At 68.5% G+C, this 16,799-nt stretch carries 18 protein-coding genes; 5 read left to right on the top strand and 13 right to left on the bottom strand.

Annotated elements, in window-relative coordinates:
* The first annotated feature begins 224 nt into the window (after window positions 1-224).
* Window positions 225-1,736 (top strand): multicopper oxidase family protein, encoded by a 1,512-nt coding sequence (locus tag IG04_RS0141445; protein WP_030482232.1) that lies wholly within the window; start codon window positions 225-227, stop codon window positions 1,734-1,736.
* On the opposite strand, the gene IG04_RS0141440 is transcribed toward IG04_RS0141445, so the two are convergent.
* Genes IG04_RS0141440 through IG04_RS0141395 form a run of 10 tightly spaced genes read right to left on the bottom strand, consistent with a single transcriptional unit; the run spans window position 1,724 to window position 11,802 of the window.
* Entirely contained in the window at window positions 1,724-2,947 is a 1,224-nt protein-coding gene (locus IG04_RS0141440; protein WP_036017017.1) for an MFS transporter, read from the bottom strand. The genes IG04_RS0141445 and IG04_RS0141440 overlap by 13 nt on opposite strands.
* A gap of 34 nt (window positions 2,948-2,981) precedes the next feature.
* Window positions 2,982-3,920 carry a DUF3152 domain-containing protein gene (locus IG04_RS0141435; protein WP_063758382.1) on the bottom strand — a complete coding sequence of 313 codons (939 nt, stop codon included), beginning with the start codon at window positions 3,918-3,920 and terminating at the stop codon, window positions 2,982-2,984.
* Window positions 3,921-3,975: 55 nt separating this feature from the next.
* Entirely contained in the window at window positions 3,976-5,376 is a 1,401-nt protein-coding gene (locus IG04_RS0141430; protein WP_338043690.1) for an NADH-quinone oxidoreductase subunit N, read from the bottom strand.
* 10 nt (window positions 5,377-5,386) lie between these two features.
* Complete coding sequence (locus tag IG04_RS0141425; RefSeq protein WP_030482228.1) at window positions 5,387-6,874, bottom strand: complex I subunit 4 family protein; 1,488 nt, start codon at window positions 6,872-6,874, stop codon at window positions 5,387-5,389.
* A 7-nt stretch (window positions 6,875-6,881) separates the two neighbouring features.
* Window positions 6,882-8,663, bottom strand: a complete 1,782-nt coding sequence (locus IG04_RS0141420) for an NADH-quinone oxidoreductase subunit 5 family protein (RefSeq protein WP_030482227.1) — start codon at window positions 8,661-8,663, stop codon at window positions 6,882-6,884.
* Window positions 8,664-8,666: 3 nt separating this feature from the next.
* Window positions 8,667-8,972: an NADH-quinone oxidoreductase subunit NuoK gene (gene nuoK, locus IG04_RS0141415; RefSeq protein WP_030482226.1), complete on the bottom strand. Its 306-nt coding sequence runs from the start codon at window positions 8,970-8,972 to the stop codon at window positions 8,667-8,669.
* Window positions 8,969-9,529 (bottom strand): NADH-quinone oxidoreductase subunit J family protein, encoded by a 561-nt coding sequence (locus IG04_RS0141410; protein ID WP_030482225.1) that lies wholly within the window; start codon window positions 9,527-9,529, stop codon window positions 8,969-8,971. The genes nuoK and IG04_RS0141410 overlap by 4 nt, the downstream gene beginning before the upstream one ends.
* A complete protein-coding gene (locus IG04_RS0141405) occupies window positions 9,529-10,434 on the bottom strand; it encodes a complex I subunit 1 family protein (RefSeq protein ID WP_030482224.1) in 906 nt (301 codons plus the stop codon). The genes IG04_RS0141410 and IG04_RS0141405 overlap by 1 nt, the downstream gene beginning before the upstream one ends.
* Window positions 10,427-11,470: a hypothetical protein gene (locus IG04_RS0141400; protein WP_030482223.1), complete on the bottom strand. Its 1,044-nt coding sequence runs from the start codon at window positions 11,468-11,470 to the stop codon at window positions 10,427-10,429. The genes IG04_RS0141405 and IG04_RS0141400 overlap by 8 nt, the downstream gene beginning before the upstream one ends.
* Window positions 11,461-11,802, bottom strand: a complete 342-nt coding sequence (locus IG04_RS0141395; RefSeq protein ID WP_030482222.1) for an NADH-quinone oxidoreductase subunit A — start codon at window positions 11,800-11,802, stop codon at window positions 11,461-11,463. Before IG04_RS0141395 ends, IG04_RS0141400 begins: the two co-directional genes overlap by 10 nt.
* A gap of 162 nt (window positions 11,803-11,964) precedes the next feature.
* Between IG04_RS0141395 and IG04_RS43490 the strand changes: the two genes are divergently transcribed.
* The 4 genes from IG04_RS43490 to IG04_RS0141375 are packed head-to-tail and all read left to right on the top strand — an operon-like array spanning window position 11,965 to window position 14,928.
* The gene (locus tag IG04_RS43490; RefSeq protein WP_051771986.1) at window positions 11,965-12,609 is read left to right on the top strand and encodes a TVP38/TMEM64 family protein; all 645 of its coding nucleotides are present in this window, start codon (window positions 11,965-11,967) and stop codon (window positions 12,607-12,609) included.
* A gap of 37 nt (window positions 12,610-12,646) precedes the next feature.
* The gene (locus IG04_RS0141385) at window positions 12,647-13,102 is read left to right on the top strand and encodes a hypothetical protein (protein ID WP_051771991.1); all 456 of its coding nucleotides are present in this window, start codon (window positions 12,647-12,649) and stop codon (window positions 13,100-13,102) included.
* A gap of 59 nt (window positions 13,103-13,161) precedes the next feature.
* Entirely contained in the window at window positions 13,162-14,343 is a 1,182-nt protein-coding gene (locus IG04_RS0141380; protein ID WP_030482219.1) for a lytic transglycosylase domain-containing protein, read from the top strand.
* Between the two features lie 15 nt (window positions 14,344-14,358).
* Window positions 14,359-14,928, top strand: a complete 570-nt coding sequence (locus IG04_RS0141375) for a hypothetical protein (protein WP_144065805.1) — start codon at window positions 14,359-14,361, stop codon at window positions 14,926-14,928.
* Window positions 14,929-14,937: 9 nt separating this feature from the next.
* Here IG04_RS0141375 and IG04_RS0141370 read toward each other — a convergent pair whose 3' ends face one another.
* The 3 genes from IG04_RS0141370 to IG04_RS0141360 form a co-directional block, all read right to left on the bottom strand.
* A complete protein-coding gene (locus IG04_RS0141370) occupies window positions 14,938-15,876 on the bottom strand; it encodes a M56 family metallopeptidase (protein WP_030482217.1) in 939 nt (312 codons plus the stop codon).
* Entirely contained in the window at window positions 15,873-16,238 is a 366-nt protein-coding gene (locus IG04_RS0141365; RefSeq protein ID WP_030482216.1) for a BlaI/MecI/CopY family transcriptional regulator, read from the bottom strand. Before IG04_RS0141365 ends, IG04_RS0141370 begins: the two co-directional genes overlap by 4 nt.
* A 185-nt stretch (window positions 16,239-16,423) precedes the next feature.
* Window positions 16,424-16,799 (bottom strand): DUF305 domain-containing protein (locus tag IG04_RS0141360; protein ID WP_030482215.1); only part of this gene is annotated, 376 nt, incomplete at its 5' end.

Genomic DNA, 16,799 nt, shown 5'->3' with positions numbered 1-16,799 from the left:
GCTCCTGTCGATCGGTCCGTCGCGCGGCCGGTCGCAACTGACCGGGGGAACGACGGGCGCTTGCCACCTTTATACCTAAGGGGGGTATGGGTGTGCAAGGTTTCGTGGGCATACGGGGTAGGGGTATGACCTGTGACCTGGGACACGGCCGGGGGTGCGTCCGCGATCCGGGTCGCCTCCGAGATTGCTACTATCTACCTTAGTAGATAACTCTGGAGGACCTCATGACCGCTCAGCCCGCGTCCCTCGGCCGCCGGGACCTCTTCCGGCTCGGCTTCGGCCTGGTGGCAGCGACAGGCCTCGCGGGATGCGCGAGCAACGGCGGATCGTCTGGCGGTGGAACGCCCATCGGGCCCAACTCGCCGAAGGTGGCCGCCGCCGAGCGCGCCCGTCAGATCGCGGGTGCGCGCAAGACGTCGGTGAAGCTGGCCGCGGTCCAGTCCGAGGTCGACCTGGGTGGCATCACGGCGAGCACCTGGTCGTACGGGGAGCTCCCCGGCAAGGAGATCAGGATCAGGCGCGGCGACCTGCTGAACGTCGAACTGCGCAACGAGCTGCCCCAGCCGACGAGCATCCACTGGCACGGCCTCGCGCTGCGCAACGACATGGACGGCGTGCCAGGCCTGACCCAGGACGAGATCCCCGCCGGTCAGTCGTTCACCTACGAGTTCACCGCGCCGGATCCCGGAACCTACTGGTTTCACCCGCACTCGGGCGTGCAGCTCGACCGCGGCCTCTACGCCCCGCTGATCGTGGAGGACCCGGAGGACGGCGGGAACTACGACACCGAACTCGTCATCGTGCTCGACGACTGGCTCGACGGGCTTGGCCGGACACCGGACGCCGTGTTCGACGAGCTGCGCGCCAACGGCATGCCCGGCATGGACCACGGCGCGATGCCGGGCATGCCCGCCATGCCCAAGTCCGACCTGCTCGGCGGCGACGCCGGCGATGTCATCTATCCGCACGTGCTTGCCAACGGCAAGGTGTGGAAGGCCCCGCAGACGTTCGCGACCAAGCCGGGGCAGCGCATCCGGTTGAGGCTGATCAACGCGGGAGCCGACACCGCGTTCCGGGTCGGCGTGCCGGGGGTCCCGATGACCGTGACCCACGCGGACGGTTTCCCTGTGATGCCGGTGGAGCTGGACGTAGTGCTGCTGGGCATGGGGGAGCGGCTCGACTGCGTCGTGACCGTGCCTGATCGGACGGTGCCCGTGCTCGCCCTCGCCGAGGGCCGCGGTCAGTTCACCCAGGTCTTGCTGTCAACCGGAGTGGCGGCGTCAACGGACAGCGAAGCGCTCGCCACGGAACTGGCGAAGCTGGTGGTGCCGGAGATGAACGCACTCCGTGCGACGGACAGCGTCGCCCTGCCGCTGCGCGAGCCGGACGTCACGCACGATCTCGTCCTGGAAGGCCCCGGCGACAAGTACTCCTGGACGATCAACGGCAAGGCCTACGACCCGGCCGACGGGCTGCCGATCCGCTCCGGACAGGTCGTGCGGCTGCGGATGCGGAACAAGTCGAAGATGTTTCACCCCATGCACGTGCACGGCCACACGTTCCAGGTTCGGGCGAACGGCAAGATCGGTCCTCGCCGGGACACCGCGATCGTGCTGCCCGGCCGGGAGCTGATCGTGGACTTCGATGCAGACAACCCCGGCCAATGGCTCACTCACTGCCACAACGTGTACCACGGCGAAGCGGGGATGATGGCCGTGCTGTCCTATGTGGAGTGATGGTCTGACGCGCCATGTCGAGGTAGTCCGAGTAGGCCGATGGTTCCGGCGAGCAGCAGGAGGCCTCCGCCCAGGAGGTAAACGGCGCGGATGCCAAGACTGTCAGCGGCCAGGCCACCGAGGGCGATGGAGGCCAGCCTGCCGGTCTGCCAGATCATGTCGAACCCGGCGAACACACGCCCGCGCTGGTGTTCGGCGACCTCGGCCTGCAACAGCGAGTTGTACGTGACCATGCCGGTGGAGGTGCCCACGCCGTAGAAGGCGAGAGCGGTCATCGCCACCGGCAGGCTGCGGCTGGTGGCGAGAACGACGTCGACGGCCCCGCGCAGCAGATAAGGACCGAAGATCAGCGCTGGTTGGCGGGGGTTGGCGGTCAGCCTGGCCAGCAGCAGGGGCCCGAGTGCGGCTCCGACGCCGATGGCCCCCATGAGCAGGCCGAACCCGCCAGGTCCGGTTCCCAGATGGCGTTCGGCGAGGACGACGAGCAGGGCGCTGGTGGCGCCGGCGGACAGGGCGGCCAGCAGTTGGACAGAGGCCAGCACGCGCAGCAGCCGATCGTGGAGGAGCAGGCGCGGACCTTCCAGCACTCGGGTGGTCCAGGAGGCCGTGGAAACCGGAGCGGGAGTCTTGGGCAGTCGCAGCCTGGTCAGGGCGAGCGCCGAGAGGGCGAAGGTGGCGGCGTTGATCAAGAACGCCGGGCTGGGTCCCCATACGGCGACGAGCACGCCCGCGGCGGGAGCGAGCGCGATCTGCGAGACCACGGCGGCCGACCACAGTCCGCTGTTGGCGGCGACGAGTTCGTCTTTTGCGACGATGCTGGGTAGTACTGAAGCGGAGGCGGGGTTGAAGAAGACCGACCCGGCCGACAACCCGAAAGCGATGAGGAACACCGCGATCACGTGCTGGTCGAACACCGGTAGTGCGGCGGCGAGCACCATGCGCACGACGTCAGCGGCCACCATCACCCTGATGCGCGGCAACCGGTCGACGATCGCACCGGCGATGGGGGCGAGCAGCAGCACGGGCACGATCTCGGCGATCACCACGCCGCTGACTCCGAGCCCGGACCCGGTGAGCTGGAAGACCAGGACGACCAACGCGACGGTGTTCACCGTGTCACCCCAGCGCGAGATGGTCTGGGCGGTGAACAGCCGTCGGTAGCCGCGGTTGCGCAGAACCGTGCGCAGTGTCGGCCTTCGGGCGGAAGTCATGTGGAGATCTTGCCTGCCGCGTTCTGACCGCGCGTCAGCTACCGGTGGGATAGGGCCAGGCGTTGGGCTTGCACACCTTGCCGTCCTTGCTGACCCGGTCTGTGCCCAGCGCGGCGAGGTAGTCGTTCGAGATACCCCACGACTGCTGCATCATCACGGGTGCCAGCGCGCCGTTCTCCTGACAGGACTTGTGGTCGTATCCCAGGCCGTGGCCGACCTCGTGGTTGACCACGTACTGCTTGTACTCCACCAGGACGCCCTGGAACGAGACCGCGCCCCGCACCCAGCGCGCGACGTTGATCGTCACGTTGTCGCCGTTGACGCAGGAGCCCTCGAACGGGATCGAGAATCCGCACACGTCGCGCGTGGTCATCTGAGAGGTGAGTCGAATCCTCAGGTCCGGCTTGCCGGAGTCGACGCGCTGGAAGCCGTGCTTACCGTCGCCGATCCAGCTGCGCGGGTCGGCGAGGATCGTGCTGACGTCGGTGGCAAAGGTCTCGGGGCCGCCGACGAGCTGCACGCCGTCCTCGATCTCGACGGTGTAGGTGACGCGGTTCGTTCCGCCCACCGCCGGGCTCGTGCCGGGTACGACCGTCCACCTCCGCGCACCTTGGACGGTGAAGTCGCCACCGGGCGGGAGTTCGGCGGATGCCTTCACCGCGTCGAAGACCTTCGGATCCGGATTCGGTGCGGGAGGAGTGCGGCCGGTGAGCGCGTGCCCGGCCTGGTCGTGCGCGACGGCACTGGGCTGATCCAGCTCCTGCGTCGGGGCCGCTGCCTGGGTGGGCGGGGGCGTCAACGTGTCACGCACGGCCACGGCACTGAGTCCGAACAGGACGAGCACCGCGACACCCGCCACGATCCACTCTCGGACCGGACGTCGACGAGGGCGCCGGGCTGAACGGCCGCGGACCGGATCCAGCCTGGCGACCAGCGGCCTACCGGCCGGACGTTCGCGCAGCTGTTGCTTCATCGGGCACCAGCATCTCACAACACCTACGAAGATCCGTAGTAGGGAGAGAGGCTGGTCACTGGAGGAGAGTGCCGTCGAACATCGGCAGCACTACCCCGGACAGGACACCGCCGGCCAGCGAAGCCGCAGCCAGCAGGTACGCCACGCGTGCCGCGGAAGTGCGGATGTCGGAGGCGTCCGCAGCCTCACCCCGCACAGCCGGAACCACCCACCGCAGGTAGTAGAACAGGCTGGCGACTGTGTTGACCGCGCCGAGCACCACCAGCCACAGCAACCCGCCGTCGAGGGCGGCGGTGAACACGGTCAGCTTGCCGGCGAACACCGCGGTCGGCGGGGTGCCGACCAGTCCCAGCAGGCACACGACCAGGCTGACGACGAGCCAGGGCCGCTCGCGCACCAGTCCGCGGTAGTCCTCGAGCGTGACGGCAGAAGGCAGTGCGCACACGACTGCGAACGCGCCCAGGTTCGTGATCGCGTACGCACCGAGGTAGAGCAGCATGCTCGGCAGTGCCAGGTCAGCGCGCTCGGCCACCGCGACCGCCATGAGCAGGTAGCCGACCTGGCTGATCGTCGAGTACGCGAGCAGCCGCCGGACGTTGTCCTGGAAGAACGCCGCGAGGTTGCCCAGCGTCATGGTGGCCGCGGCGATGACCGCGATCAACAGGCTCCAGTCGACACCGGCGTCGCGTAGAGGCACGGCCACCAGGCGATAGGTGGCGACCACCGCGCCGATCTTCGGCACGGTGGTGACGAACGCGGCCACCACGGGCCGTGCGCCTTCGGTCACGTCCGGTACCCAGAAGTGGGCGGGTACCGCGCCGATCTTGAACAGCAGACCGGCGAGCACCGCGATGGTCCCCACGGCTACTGCGGCCGACGGAGCCTCGTCCAGCCGCAGTTCCATGTACGCGGTGGCGCCGCCGACACCGAACAGCAGCGTGACCCCAATGAGCGTGACCACCCCGAGCAACGCCCCCAGCAGGTAGAACTTCAGCGATGCCTCGGCGCCCGCCTTGTCCTTCGCGAACCCGGCCAGCGCGTACAGCGGGATGCTCGCCAGCAGATACCCGGCCGCGAGCAGCATGAGGTCCGCCGCACCGGCCATCACCACCGTGCCCAGCGCCGCGAGCAGCACGAGCACGTGGAACTCGGCTTCCCTGGCCCACCCGGTCACCTCACCCGCGAGACCGGTGACGACCAGCGTCGCCAGCAGCACGATCACGCGCGTCGCGTTGGTGGCGACATCGATCACGTAGCTCTCGCCGAACACCGCCTGGTCCATCCCGGACCACATCGTCACCGTGACCGCGATGCCCGCGAGGCACGCGACCGCGGACAGCACGCGGACCAGCCACTGGCGGTGCCGCGGAAGGTACGAACCGAGCAGCAGGCCGAGGACGGCGGCCAAGGCGAGGAAGATCTCCGGCAGCAGCGCCGCCGGGTTCTCGTTCATCATCTCCACGCGGTCACCCGCCGAAGATCGCGCTGACAGTGCGGGCGGCCGGCTCGATCGCGTCCAGCAGCGGACGCGGGAACAGTCCGATGAGGACGGACAGTGCGATCAGCGGCCCGATCGACGCGGTCTCCGGCCACGTCAGGTCGCCGAACTTCCCGGACGGCGACCGCTGCGAACCGAGCAGCACCTGCTGCAACACCCGCAGGAAGAGCGCTGCCGTGATCAGGATTCCGAGGAACGCCACCGCGGTCGCGACCGGCGCGCCGCCGAGTGACCCGGTGAAGATCTGGAACTCGGCGATGAACCCGGAGAACCCCGGCAGTCCGAGCGACGCGAACGCAGCGAGCCCGGCCAGACCGGCGAACCGTGGCGCCTGTGCGGCCAGGCCTCCGTAACTGTCCATGTCGTAGGTCCCACCCCGATCCCACATCGCGCCCGCCAGCAGGAACAGCGCGCCGGTGATCAAGCCGTGGCTGACCATCTGCGTGACGGCGCCGGTGATGGCGAGATGTCGTGCCTGCGACTCCGAGGACGCGACGAGACCGGCGGCGCCGACGGCCAGGATCACGTAGCCCATGTGGTTGACCGATGTGTAGGCGATCATCCGCTTGAAGTCGCGCTGCGCCAGCGCGACCAGCGCACCGTAGATGACGCTCACCACGCCCACGATCACGAACACCAGGGCGTACTGCCGCCACACGCCGGGCAGCACGGGCATGACGATGCGGACGAAGCCGTAGGTGCCCATCTTCAGCAGCACCCCGGCCAGGATCGCCGATCCGGCCGCTGGAGCCTCGGTGTGCGCCGGTGGCAGCCACGTGTGGAACGGCACCGTGGGTGTCTTGATGGCCAGGCCGACGCCGAGCGCGAGCAGAATCAGCGCGCCGGTGACTCCCTTGCCCGCCAACGGGTTCTGCCGCGTCAGCTCCACGATGTCGAACGTGTGCGGCGCGGCCGCGAGGTACAGCCCGATGAACCCGAGCAGCAGCGCGAGCGATCCGAGGAAGGTGTACAGGAAGAACTGCAGTGCCGCGCGGGCCGCGTTTCGGTGGCCCCAGCCCGCGATCACGAAGTACATGCCGACGATCGACAGGTCGAAGAAGACGAAGAACAGGATCAGATCGAGCGAGACGAACAGCCCCAGGCACACGGTCTGGAGAAACAGGAACAGAGCCGCGAACGACCGCACGCGCCGCGTCTCGCGCGCCGAGTAGATCGCGCAGGCGAGGAACAACGCGGCGGTCAGCGCCACGAGCGGCATGCTCAGTCCGTCGACGCCGATGTGGTAACCGGAGTCGACGCTCGGGATCCACCGCAGATCGACCTCGTAGGCGAAGCCGTCACCCGGAGGGGAGGCGATCCACAACCCCAGCACGAGCAGGAGATCAACGGCGGTGACCGTGATCCACGTCCACCGGACCGCCGAGTCGCTCATCCGCGGGAACAGCAGCAGAGCCACGGCCGCGGCGACGGGCAGGAAGACCACGATGCTGAGCACGTTCACCTCACCCTCGTCCGGTGATGATCAGCAGCGTCGCCAGCAGCGCGAGGACGACGACCGACTGGGCGTAGTAGTGGTGCAGCTGGCCGGTCTGCGGCCGCCGGGCCAGCCGGCCGAGCCGCCGGGCGCTCTCGCCGACGCCGGCGACGATCCGGTCCAGCGACACGTCGATCCGCAGGCCTGCCACCCGCGCGGTGGCGCCTCCGACGGCGGCCGAGGCGCGCACGCTGCCCGCCACGACGTGATCATCGAACCTCGCCAGCCATCCCGCCACAGCGAGCGTCGGCACGACCACCGCACGGCGTGCGAAGCGCTCGAGTCCCAACCAGTCCGCCAGCACCCCTGTAGAGCTCGCGAGCCGGTCGCCCCGCTGGGTCAGCCTCATCGCCACGCCGACGGCCAGCGCCGCCACCACACCGGACACCGCGAGCTCCCACGCCGCTGTTCGCCCGAGCAGGGGGATGCCGAGCACCGCCGCGGCTGCCGCGAGCACCGGCAGCGGCCACGCCAGCAGACGCGGAACACGAGGTGCATCGCCTGCGGTGTCACCGGTCCACATCAGCCACAGCGCACGTCCGGCGTACAGCCCGCTCATGACCGCCGCGGCGAGTCCGACGAGGTACAGCGGCAGGGAGTCGCGCAGCGCATCGGCGAGCACGGCGTCCTTGGTCACCCAGATCGACAACGGGGGCACGCCGGCAAGGGTGAGTGCGCCCACCGCGAAGCTCAGCCCGACGACGCGGTAACGCCGGGCGGCTCCGCGCAACGACGTCAGCTCCTTGGTGCCCAGCGCGGTGAGCCACGCGCCCGCGCAAAGGAACAGCAGGCTCTTCGTCGCCGCGTGTGCCACCAGGTGTGCCGATCCCGCGGTGACTCCTCCGACACCCGCTGCCAGCACCATGAACCCGACCTGGGCGCACGTCGAGGCCGCGAGCAGTTGCTTCAGGTCTCGCTGCACCACCGCCACGGCACCGAGTAGTAGCGCGGTCACCGCACCAACCCACGCGACCAGTACCGCCGCCCAGGCCGTCGCGGCGAGCAACGGCTCCAGCCGCAACAGGAGATACGCACCGGCTGCCACCATCGTGGCCGAGTGCAGCAACGCCGACACCGGGCTCGGGCCGTCCATCGCCCGCGACAGCCAGAAGCTGAACGGCAGCTGCGCCGACTTGCCCAGCGCGGCCAGCACGATCCCGGCGGCCGCCACATCACGCCATCCCGACGTGAGCTGCGGAAGATCAGCGAGCGCCAGACCTCCCGCTCCGCCCGCGAGCATCGCGCCCGCTGCCAGGTACAGCCCGAGGTCGGCCGCACGCGTGGTGAGGAAGGCGATGTTGCCCGACTCGACGCGGTGCTCGTCGCGCCACCAGTAGGCGATCAACGCGTACGACGTCGCGCCCATGACCTCCCAGGCCATCAGCAACGACGCCATCGTCGTGGCCGTGACGGCGACCAGCATCGCGCCCGCGAACAGCAGCATCAGCCCGAAGAACCGCGCCTGCCGCCCGATGTCGCCTGCGGCGAACACCAGCACGGCGACGAGCACCGCCGCCACGGTGACCACCATGACCGCGGACAAGCCGTCGACCGCGAGACCGAAGGCGATGCCCTCCAGCAGCGGTGCGGACGCGACCGGCCGCGCATATGCGGCAAATGACGCCAGCGCCAGGCAGCCCACCGCTGCCGCGATCGCGGCCACGGGAGCGAGCCGGTCGGCTCGGCTGCCCGCGACCAGCAAGCCGGCGCCGACGAGCAGCGGGACGGAGACGAGCAGCCACAGTGTCATCGCTCAGCCCTTGAGGTCCGCGGCCATGTCGGTCATGTCCACGTCCCGGCTGCGGAAGATCGCTGTGGTCACGGCGAACCCGACGGCCATCTCGACGGCCATGGCTGTCACCGCCAGCAGTACGACCACCTGTCCGTCCGGACGGTCGGGGGAGACGAAGTACCAGAAGGCCGAAGCGCCCACGATCACCGCATTGATCATCAGCTCCAGCCCCATCATGATCATCACGATGGACTGCTGCGACAGCGCTCCGTACAACCCCACGCTGAACAGCGCCGAGGCGAGCAGCAGGAACTCCTGGAGGCTCATCGGCCGATCCCTCCCGGCACCGGATCGTCAGGGCGTTTGCGGTCCAGTCGATCGCCATACCGGTCGTAGCGACCGCGATGGGTGGCGAGCACGACGGTGGCGACCATCGTGGCGAACAGCACGAGACCGAGCACGATCATCACCAGCATCTTCGAGCCCATCAGGGCCTCGCCGAGCTGCATCGTCGGATCGTCCGGACGCGCCCGGTCCGACCCCGGCCACGGCACCAGCAGGACGCCCGTGGCGAGCACGACGAACGTGCCGACGGCGATCGCCAGGGAGCCCTTCTGGTTGTGCACCATGGTCATGGGCATCAGCCCGGCGGGGTTCATCATGAACATGACCATGAAGACAGCCATGATGACCATCTCCATGATCATCATGAGGATGACGAGCACGCCCAGATAGGCCAGGTTGAGCAGCAGGATCGTGACCGCGGTGAAGACGAACGAGGCGAGCAGTGCGAACGTCGCGCGGGCCATGGAGTCCACGCGGAACACCGCGATGCCGGTCACCACGGCCGCGATCGCGCACAACCAGAACAACACCTGTGCCATCACCAGATCACCACGACCGACACGACCAGCGCCTGCACCAGGGTCGCGGGGATCAGCACGATCCACGCGATCTCATGGAACCGCTCCATCCGGACAGTGGGAGCACACCGGCTCGCCCACACGAGGAAGCCGAGCACCGCCGCGGTCTTGAGCGCCGACCACAACCAGGCGGGCAGCAGCGGCCCTTGCCCACCGCCGAGGAACAGCGGCACGGCCATCGCCGCGCTGGAGGTCAGCAGCAGCCACCGCCCTGCGACGAACACCAAACGGTCCACACCGGACAGTTCGGCGAGCACGCCGCCGGCGGCATCGCCACTCACGGCGTGGTCGAACGGCCGGAAGAACGCCATTCCCAGTACCGACATCAGGTACACGGCGAACGCGACCGGCATCCACACCACGAACCACAGGTTCTGTTGCGCGGCAACGATGTCCCCAATTCGCAACGAACCGGCACCCAACGCCGCGGTGATGAGCGCGAACATGTGCGGCAGCTCGTAGGCCAGGCCCTGCGCGATGAACCGGTAACCGCCGATCAGGCCGAACGCCGAGTTCGCACCCCAGCCGACCAGCCACACCGCCGCCCAGGCGACGACCTCCATCGCGTTGAACCACACGACGCCGACCGAGAAGTCGGAAACGACCCACGGACCCAGTGGAATCACCAGCGCCGCCATGACTCCCGCGACGAGCAGCGCGATCGCACCACCCCGCCACAGCAGGGAATCCGCTGCCAGCGTGCGCCGCCGCTGCTGAACGAGCAGGCCCGCCGCTGCTCGCAGCGGTTCGGCAAGAGCTCCACGGCCAGTGGTGAGCACCGAGTCGAACGACGCCGCACCAAGGGCGAACAGTCCGAGCACCACCGGCAACAGCAGTGCTCCCCACCACGGCGTCACCTCAAGCATGGTGTGCCACCGGGTCCACACTCGCCACGATCAACCGCGCGGCGGCGAACTCCGCTCCGGTGAGCAGCTCCGCCAGGCCGTGCGCTGACGGTTCGTCGGTGTCGTAGCCGGACTCGATCTCGTCGAGCCAGTGGTGCAGGCGAGGCAGCACATCCCCGATCCCACGCAACGACCACCTCAACACCCTGGACCGGCGTACTCGCCGTGCCCATCGGCTCAGGTCGTCGGCGTTGGAACGCCCGGCCAGGATCTCGTCGCGCAGGACCCGCGCCCGTGCCGCAGCGTCGGCCCATCCGGCGACCGACAGCAGCCGCGCTGCGCTGTCGAGCCGCCGGGCGACGAGCGGCAGCCGATCGTGGGCCGGCGCGGCGCCGATGACCTCGACGTGAGCCTGCTGGATCACGTCGCCCTGCAGCACGGTGTGCACGACGAGACCTTCTGGCCAATCCGGCAGCACGGGCCCGAGCGGTACGTGCAGCTGGTCCAGGGTGAGTCCGTCCCGGTCGGCACCGCGATCGGCCATCGAGAGGCCACCTGGCAGCTCCATCGAGCTCATGTCGTGCCCGTGGTGCCCGCCGTGCTCGTCCGCCATCGCGCCACCGCACGACATCTCCGAAGCGTGATCGTCGTGCATCGCGGCGCCGCAGGAGTGCGCTGAAGAGTGCTGTTCGTGCCGTGACCGCGGGAGTTCTTCCGTGCGCAGCGCCTGCTGCGCCTCGCCACGCTGCAGGTCGACGTCGTGCAACGTCGCCGTGATCGAAGTCAGCACCCGCTCGGCGTCAGTTCCGTCCGCCACATGCACCCGCACCCGCGGAGCCGGGATGGTGCTCCACACCTGGTCGACGTACGGGCCGATCTCCGCCGTGGTCGGGCCGGCGACCACCAGCACGTTGGCCTCAGCAGGGGAGAGCGCGAGCCGCCACCCGTTCTGCCGTGCGAACTGCTCGACGGCGATCCGTGCCCTGGTACCCCCAGGCATGGCGGCGATGAGGGGCCGGACCGGCGTGCGATGCAGCAGCCAGGACGTCAGGTCCACCGCAGCGCCCCTTCCCGCCACGCGTACCACACGCCCGCCACGAGGATCGCGAGGAAGATGAACATCTCCACCACGGCGGGCGTCCCGATCTCGGCGACCACGAGCGTCCACGGATACATGAACACCATCTCCATGTCGAACGCCAAGAAGATCATCGTGATCGTGTACCAGCGCACGTGGTAGCGGGAAACGGCGTGCTCGGAGGGCTGGTGACCGGACAGGAACGGCCGCACCTCGGTGATCGTGCGACCGAGCCGGACCAGGACGGTGAGGCCGAACACCGCGGCCACCACGCCCGCGACCGCGGCCAGGACCACCACTGCGCCGATCATGGGTCCCCCTGCCTCGGTCGCCGGCTGATCACTCGTCGAGGGTAGGACGTGAACCGATCATCCGCGACTCGCCGCCTCGTCCTTCTACTACCTGCATTCGTAGGTGATGAGACCCTGCGCTTACCATCGAACGACCGAAACAGACGGAAGTGCGGGTTGTTCATGCGTGACGTGCGTGCGATCGCACTTGTGGCGCTCGTTGTCGCCCTGGTCGTCATCTCGTTCGTGGTGGATCTGCCAGGCGGGGACGAGATTCGTTCCTGGGTCCACGGTGCAGGCGCCTGGGCCCCGGTGGCGTTCCTGTTGCTGTGCGCTGGAGGAACCGCCGCGTTCTTCCCCAAGCCCGTGCTCGCGACCGCCTCCGGCCTGCTGTTCGGTGTGCTGCCCGGTGCGGCTCTCGCGATCGCCGGGTTCACCGCGGGCGCGTTGATCTCCTTCGGTATTGGCAGGTTGCTGGGACGGGAGGCCATGGAGCGACGGATCGGCGGCAGTCGTCTGCGCACACTGGACGAGGTGTTCGCGAAGAACGGTCTGGCCGCGACCCTCGTGCTGCGGCTGTTGCCGGTGATCCCGTTCGCCGCCTCGAACTACGGCGCCGGCGTGACGGCGGTGCGCCCGGCGCTGTTCGCGCTGGGCACCGCGCTCGGGCTCGTGCCCACCACGCTGGTCGCCGCGTTGCTGGGGGATGCCGTGCTGGACTTCGGATCGCCGCGCTCGATCGCGGCTCTGGCTGCCTGGCTGGTGCTCGGCGCGGTGGGTGTGTTGTGGGGCAGGAATCTTCTCCGTCGTGTCGGCGGCACCGCGTAGGTTACTATTCTGGATAGTAGATACGGCGGGGGTGGCGATGGACGACACTCAGGTGCGGACCTGGTCGTGGAGTTGGGCTCGCGCGCTCACCGGCGCGGCACTGAGCGCTGCCGTGGTCGGTTTGCCGACTGATGTCATCGACAACTCGCTGTTCACGCGCATGACCCCGGTCCGGTGGTGGGAACCGCCTGTGCTCGTGCTCACGGCGGTCCTCACGGCCGTGTGGGCGGGGATCCGGCCCGGTGTTCAGCAGGATCGTGTTGGATCTGCCCGCGTCTACGGCGGCTCGCTGCTCAGTGCACTCGCGGTCGGGTGTCCCGTCTGCAACAAGATCGTCATGGCGCTGCTGGGAGTGTCCGGCGCACTTGGCGTCTGGGCTCCGCTGCAACCTCTGCTCGCCTTGGCGTCACTGGCCGTGCTCGCAACGGCCGTGATCGTGCGATGGCGGCGGCGCGAGTGCTCGACCATCGCGTGTTCACCCGTAGGGGCCTAGTGGACCGGATGTACTACTCGTGATAGTAAATCACGGGTTGTTGTCCGGCAGGAGGCTTCATGAGGGTGCCGCACCTGGTGCTGGCGGTGTGCGTGGTCGCCTTGGCGGCCTTTCTGGCGATTCAGGCCGTTTTCGTGCTGCCTTTCATGGTCCGCAACGGCAACCAGGGCGCGATCGCTGGAGCAGCACCTGGGCAGGCCACCTTCGACATCACCAAAATTCCACCGCTGGCGCGAGAAGTGGCTCCGATCATCACGTCGTTCGTCGCCACGGACTGCCCGGAGCTCAACCCGTTGCGGGTGATCGCCGAAGTGCAGGCCGAGTCCGGCTGGCGGCCGACCGCGTGGAGCAACGACAGCAATGGCGGTGCGGCCGGCCTTCTTCAGATCAACCAGGCGAACTGGAAGAACCTCGGCGGACAGCCGTGGGCGAGCGTTCCACCTCCGTCCGGAGCGGACATCTTCGATCCAGCGATCCACATGCGACTCGGGCTGAAGTTTCTGTGCAGCAATCTGCGCGGAATGACGGCACACCTAAAGCAGACGGGTAAGTCGCTCGATCCGCACGACGCGATGAGCGTGTGCCACATCGCGGGGTGCGGCCGGGTGTTGTTGAGCCGCACCGGGATTCCTCAGTCAGGCGAAGCGGGATGCGGCGACACGTGCGTGTCGCTCGTCCGCCGCTACCTTGACAACATTCGCAAGTACGAACGCGAGTGGGCCGCAGCCGAGGCCACGCCTTCCGGTGACGGGGGACCGGTGCCAGGCGGCGCGGATCTTGCCGGGCTGCCGGCTCCGGTGCCCTATGCCGGGCCGCCGACAGGATGCGTCGTCGACGATCCCACGACAGCGGGATGCCTCACCGCGGCCACCGCCCACGCGTTGCAACAGATCCGCAGCGCCTTCGGGCCACAGATCGCCTCGGTCACCTGCTATGGCGCGCGACCGGAGACACCGTTCAGCGACCATCCGACCGGCAAGGCGTGTGACCTGTTCCCGGACCGGTTCGGCGTGTTCCCCGCGGGAGAGCGGCTCGCTGCAGGCTGGCGGATGGCCTCCTGGACGCGGGCGTACGCGGGCCCGCTGAAGATCCGCTACATCATCTGGCAGGGGCGCTACTGGGATCCGACCACCGGCGACCAGGGCGGCTGGGGCGAGAAGTACACCGGCGCGGGCGTGTACGACGTCACCAATCCCACTGGCGGTCACTACGACCACCTGCACATCAGCTTCACCGCGTGAACGAGGAGCAACGCGATGGCAGCCAGCAGTCCAAAAGGCGTTCTACTCGCCGTATTGGCCGTGGGCGGTCTGCTGGTCATGTCCGGCTTGATCGACACGGACACCAGTGCAGAGCAGGCACCGGTGGCCACCTCCACTGCGCCGCCGTCGCAGGCCGAAGAACCCGTCGGACCCGCGGTCCGGTCGGCGGTAGGTGACACACCCCAGGCACCTCTCTCTGGTGCACCGTCAGCGGGCGCGAACTTCGCCGATCCCCGGTCCGTGGCGAAGGCCTACGTCGAGGCCGCGCACTCGGTCGAGCCGGACGAGATCGGCCGTACCAACCGCCGGGTGCTGCCGTATCTCGCGCCCGAGAACCCTGACAACCCACGTGGCTCGCTGGTCGTAGAGGCGACTGGCAAGGCGGTCGTGATCAGTGTGGAGGTGGCCGTCGGCAACGAGGAGCAGTCGGCGGCGACCACGAAGGCGACGTGGCGAACAGGCGACGGTCAACTCCGCGAAACGTTCGTCACGCTGCGTCGTCAAGCTGATGGGCGCTGGCTCGTTACGGCCGAGATGGCACGGCTGCAGCCTGCCGATCGGTGAACGACCTGGTCAGGCTGGGCAGGCCACTGTTACGACGGCGAGCATCGCGCCCGCCGCGACCAGGACGGGGATGACCATGGCGGTGATGCCTGCGAGCCCGCAGGAGAGCAGCTGACGGCGCCGGCTTACCGGAGCAGGTCCGTCGAGCAGTCGCTCGACGCGCACGTCCATGGAGGTGCCGCTCATCGCCAAGGCCGTGCCTGGCGCACCGTGGCGAGACACCTTGAGCAAGGCGCTCCGCACCGCGTCCGCGCCGCATTCGCGGACGGCTGCTGCGTCCGCGACCAGTTCCACCAGCTCACGCAGCATGCCGGGCGCCAGCCTGAACAGCGGCAGGAACGGGAAAGCGCTGGCCATCGCCTCGCCGACCGCGACGATCAGGTGGTGGCGCCCGGTCAGGTGGGCGCGTTCGTGCGCGAGTACGGCGTCCACTTGGGCACCGCTCAGCTTCTTGGCCAGACCGTCCGTCGCGACGATGACGCCAGGGCGCCCGGTGAGGCTGAACGCCATTGGTTCGTCGTGCTCGAGCCACAGCGTCTCGCCGTCGCGACGTGCGGCGATGCGCAGGACCGCGAGGTGGTCGGCACGCCTGCGCGCTCGTCGCCGCGCACTACCCACCGCGCCCACGACCAATCGCACACTCAGGCCGAGCAGCAGCAAGGCACCCACGACGCCGCTGACCGCCTCGACGCTGGGAGGAGTGCCATGCCGGACCGAGGACCAGCAGTCGCCCAGCGCGGCGATCAACGTCTCCCCGAACCCGTGGTTCGGGAGAAGGAGCAGAACGACGCCACCGAGCGTGGTGAGAGCCACAGCCGCCGCCGATGTCAGCCACGCGACCACCGCGACCAGCGGATCACCACCGTTGACGACCCGGCGAGCCAGGGTCGTCGGTGCGAGCCAGCTCATCAGCGCGGCGCCGATCAGCAGCGAGACCGCGACCGTCATGAGGCGGACGACCTCTTCTTCTTCGGCAGTGCTCGGCGCAGCAGCTCGGACTCGCGCTCCGTCGCCGACTGCGCAAAGTGCATCAGCACGGCTTCGGGATCACCCGAAGAGGCGAGGACGTCACGGACGGTGCGGGCGGCTGCCTCGGCGCGGCTCAGCGCCGGCTCGTACCGGTAGGCCTTGCCTTCGAGCTCACGAGTGACCCAACCCTTGCGGTGCAGGTTGTCGAGCACGGTCATCACGGTGGTGTACGCGAGCTTCTTTCCTGTTTCGAGCCGGTCGAGCACATCGCGCACCTTGAGCGGCTGTTCATCCCACAGGATGTTCATCACCGCGGCTTCCAACTCACCAAGTCCGTGCATCGTTCCTCCTGGCGGAGAGGATACGGCAGAAATAGTCGGATCTGACTACGATTCACTATAGTAGGTGGCGGCTGGGGTCCCCGTTCCAGCCATCAGGCTCACCGAGGAAATCCCCCAGACTCGGTGAGAACAGCGTTCAGGCCGGGGCGAACTCGGTTCACCCCGGCCTGACCGTCTTTCGCGGGTCAGCCCTGCTTCAGCAGCCCCTGCATCTCGGTGATCTCGGCCTGCTGCGCGGTGATGATCTCTTGGGCGAGCTTCTTGCTGTCGGCGTTGCTGCCCTTCTCGATGTGGGTCTTGGCCATGGCGATCGCACCCTCATGGTGCTTGATCATCATTTCCGTCCACATCTTGTCGAACTCGGCACCCGTGGCCTGTCCGAGCTTGGCCATCTCCTCGGCGGTCATCATGCCGTTGCCGCTGCCCATCGAGCCGTGGTCCATTCCCGGCATCGACGACGCAGTCGGAGAGGCACCCCACTTGGAGAGCCACGCCGTCATCGTCTTGATCTCCGGGTCCTGCGCACCCTCGATGCGCTTCGCGAGATCGGTCACCTTCGGG

Origin of the sequence: Lentzea albidocapillata, assembly GCF_000719115.1 — a bacterium.
Lineage (GTDB): Bacteria > Actinomycetota > Actinomycetes > Mycobacteriales > Pseudonocardiaceae > Lentzea > Lentzea albidocapillata.
The sequence above is the reverse complement of the archived record's forward strand: the minus strand, read 5'-3'. Positions and strand labels throughout refer to the sequence as shown.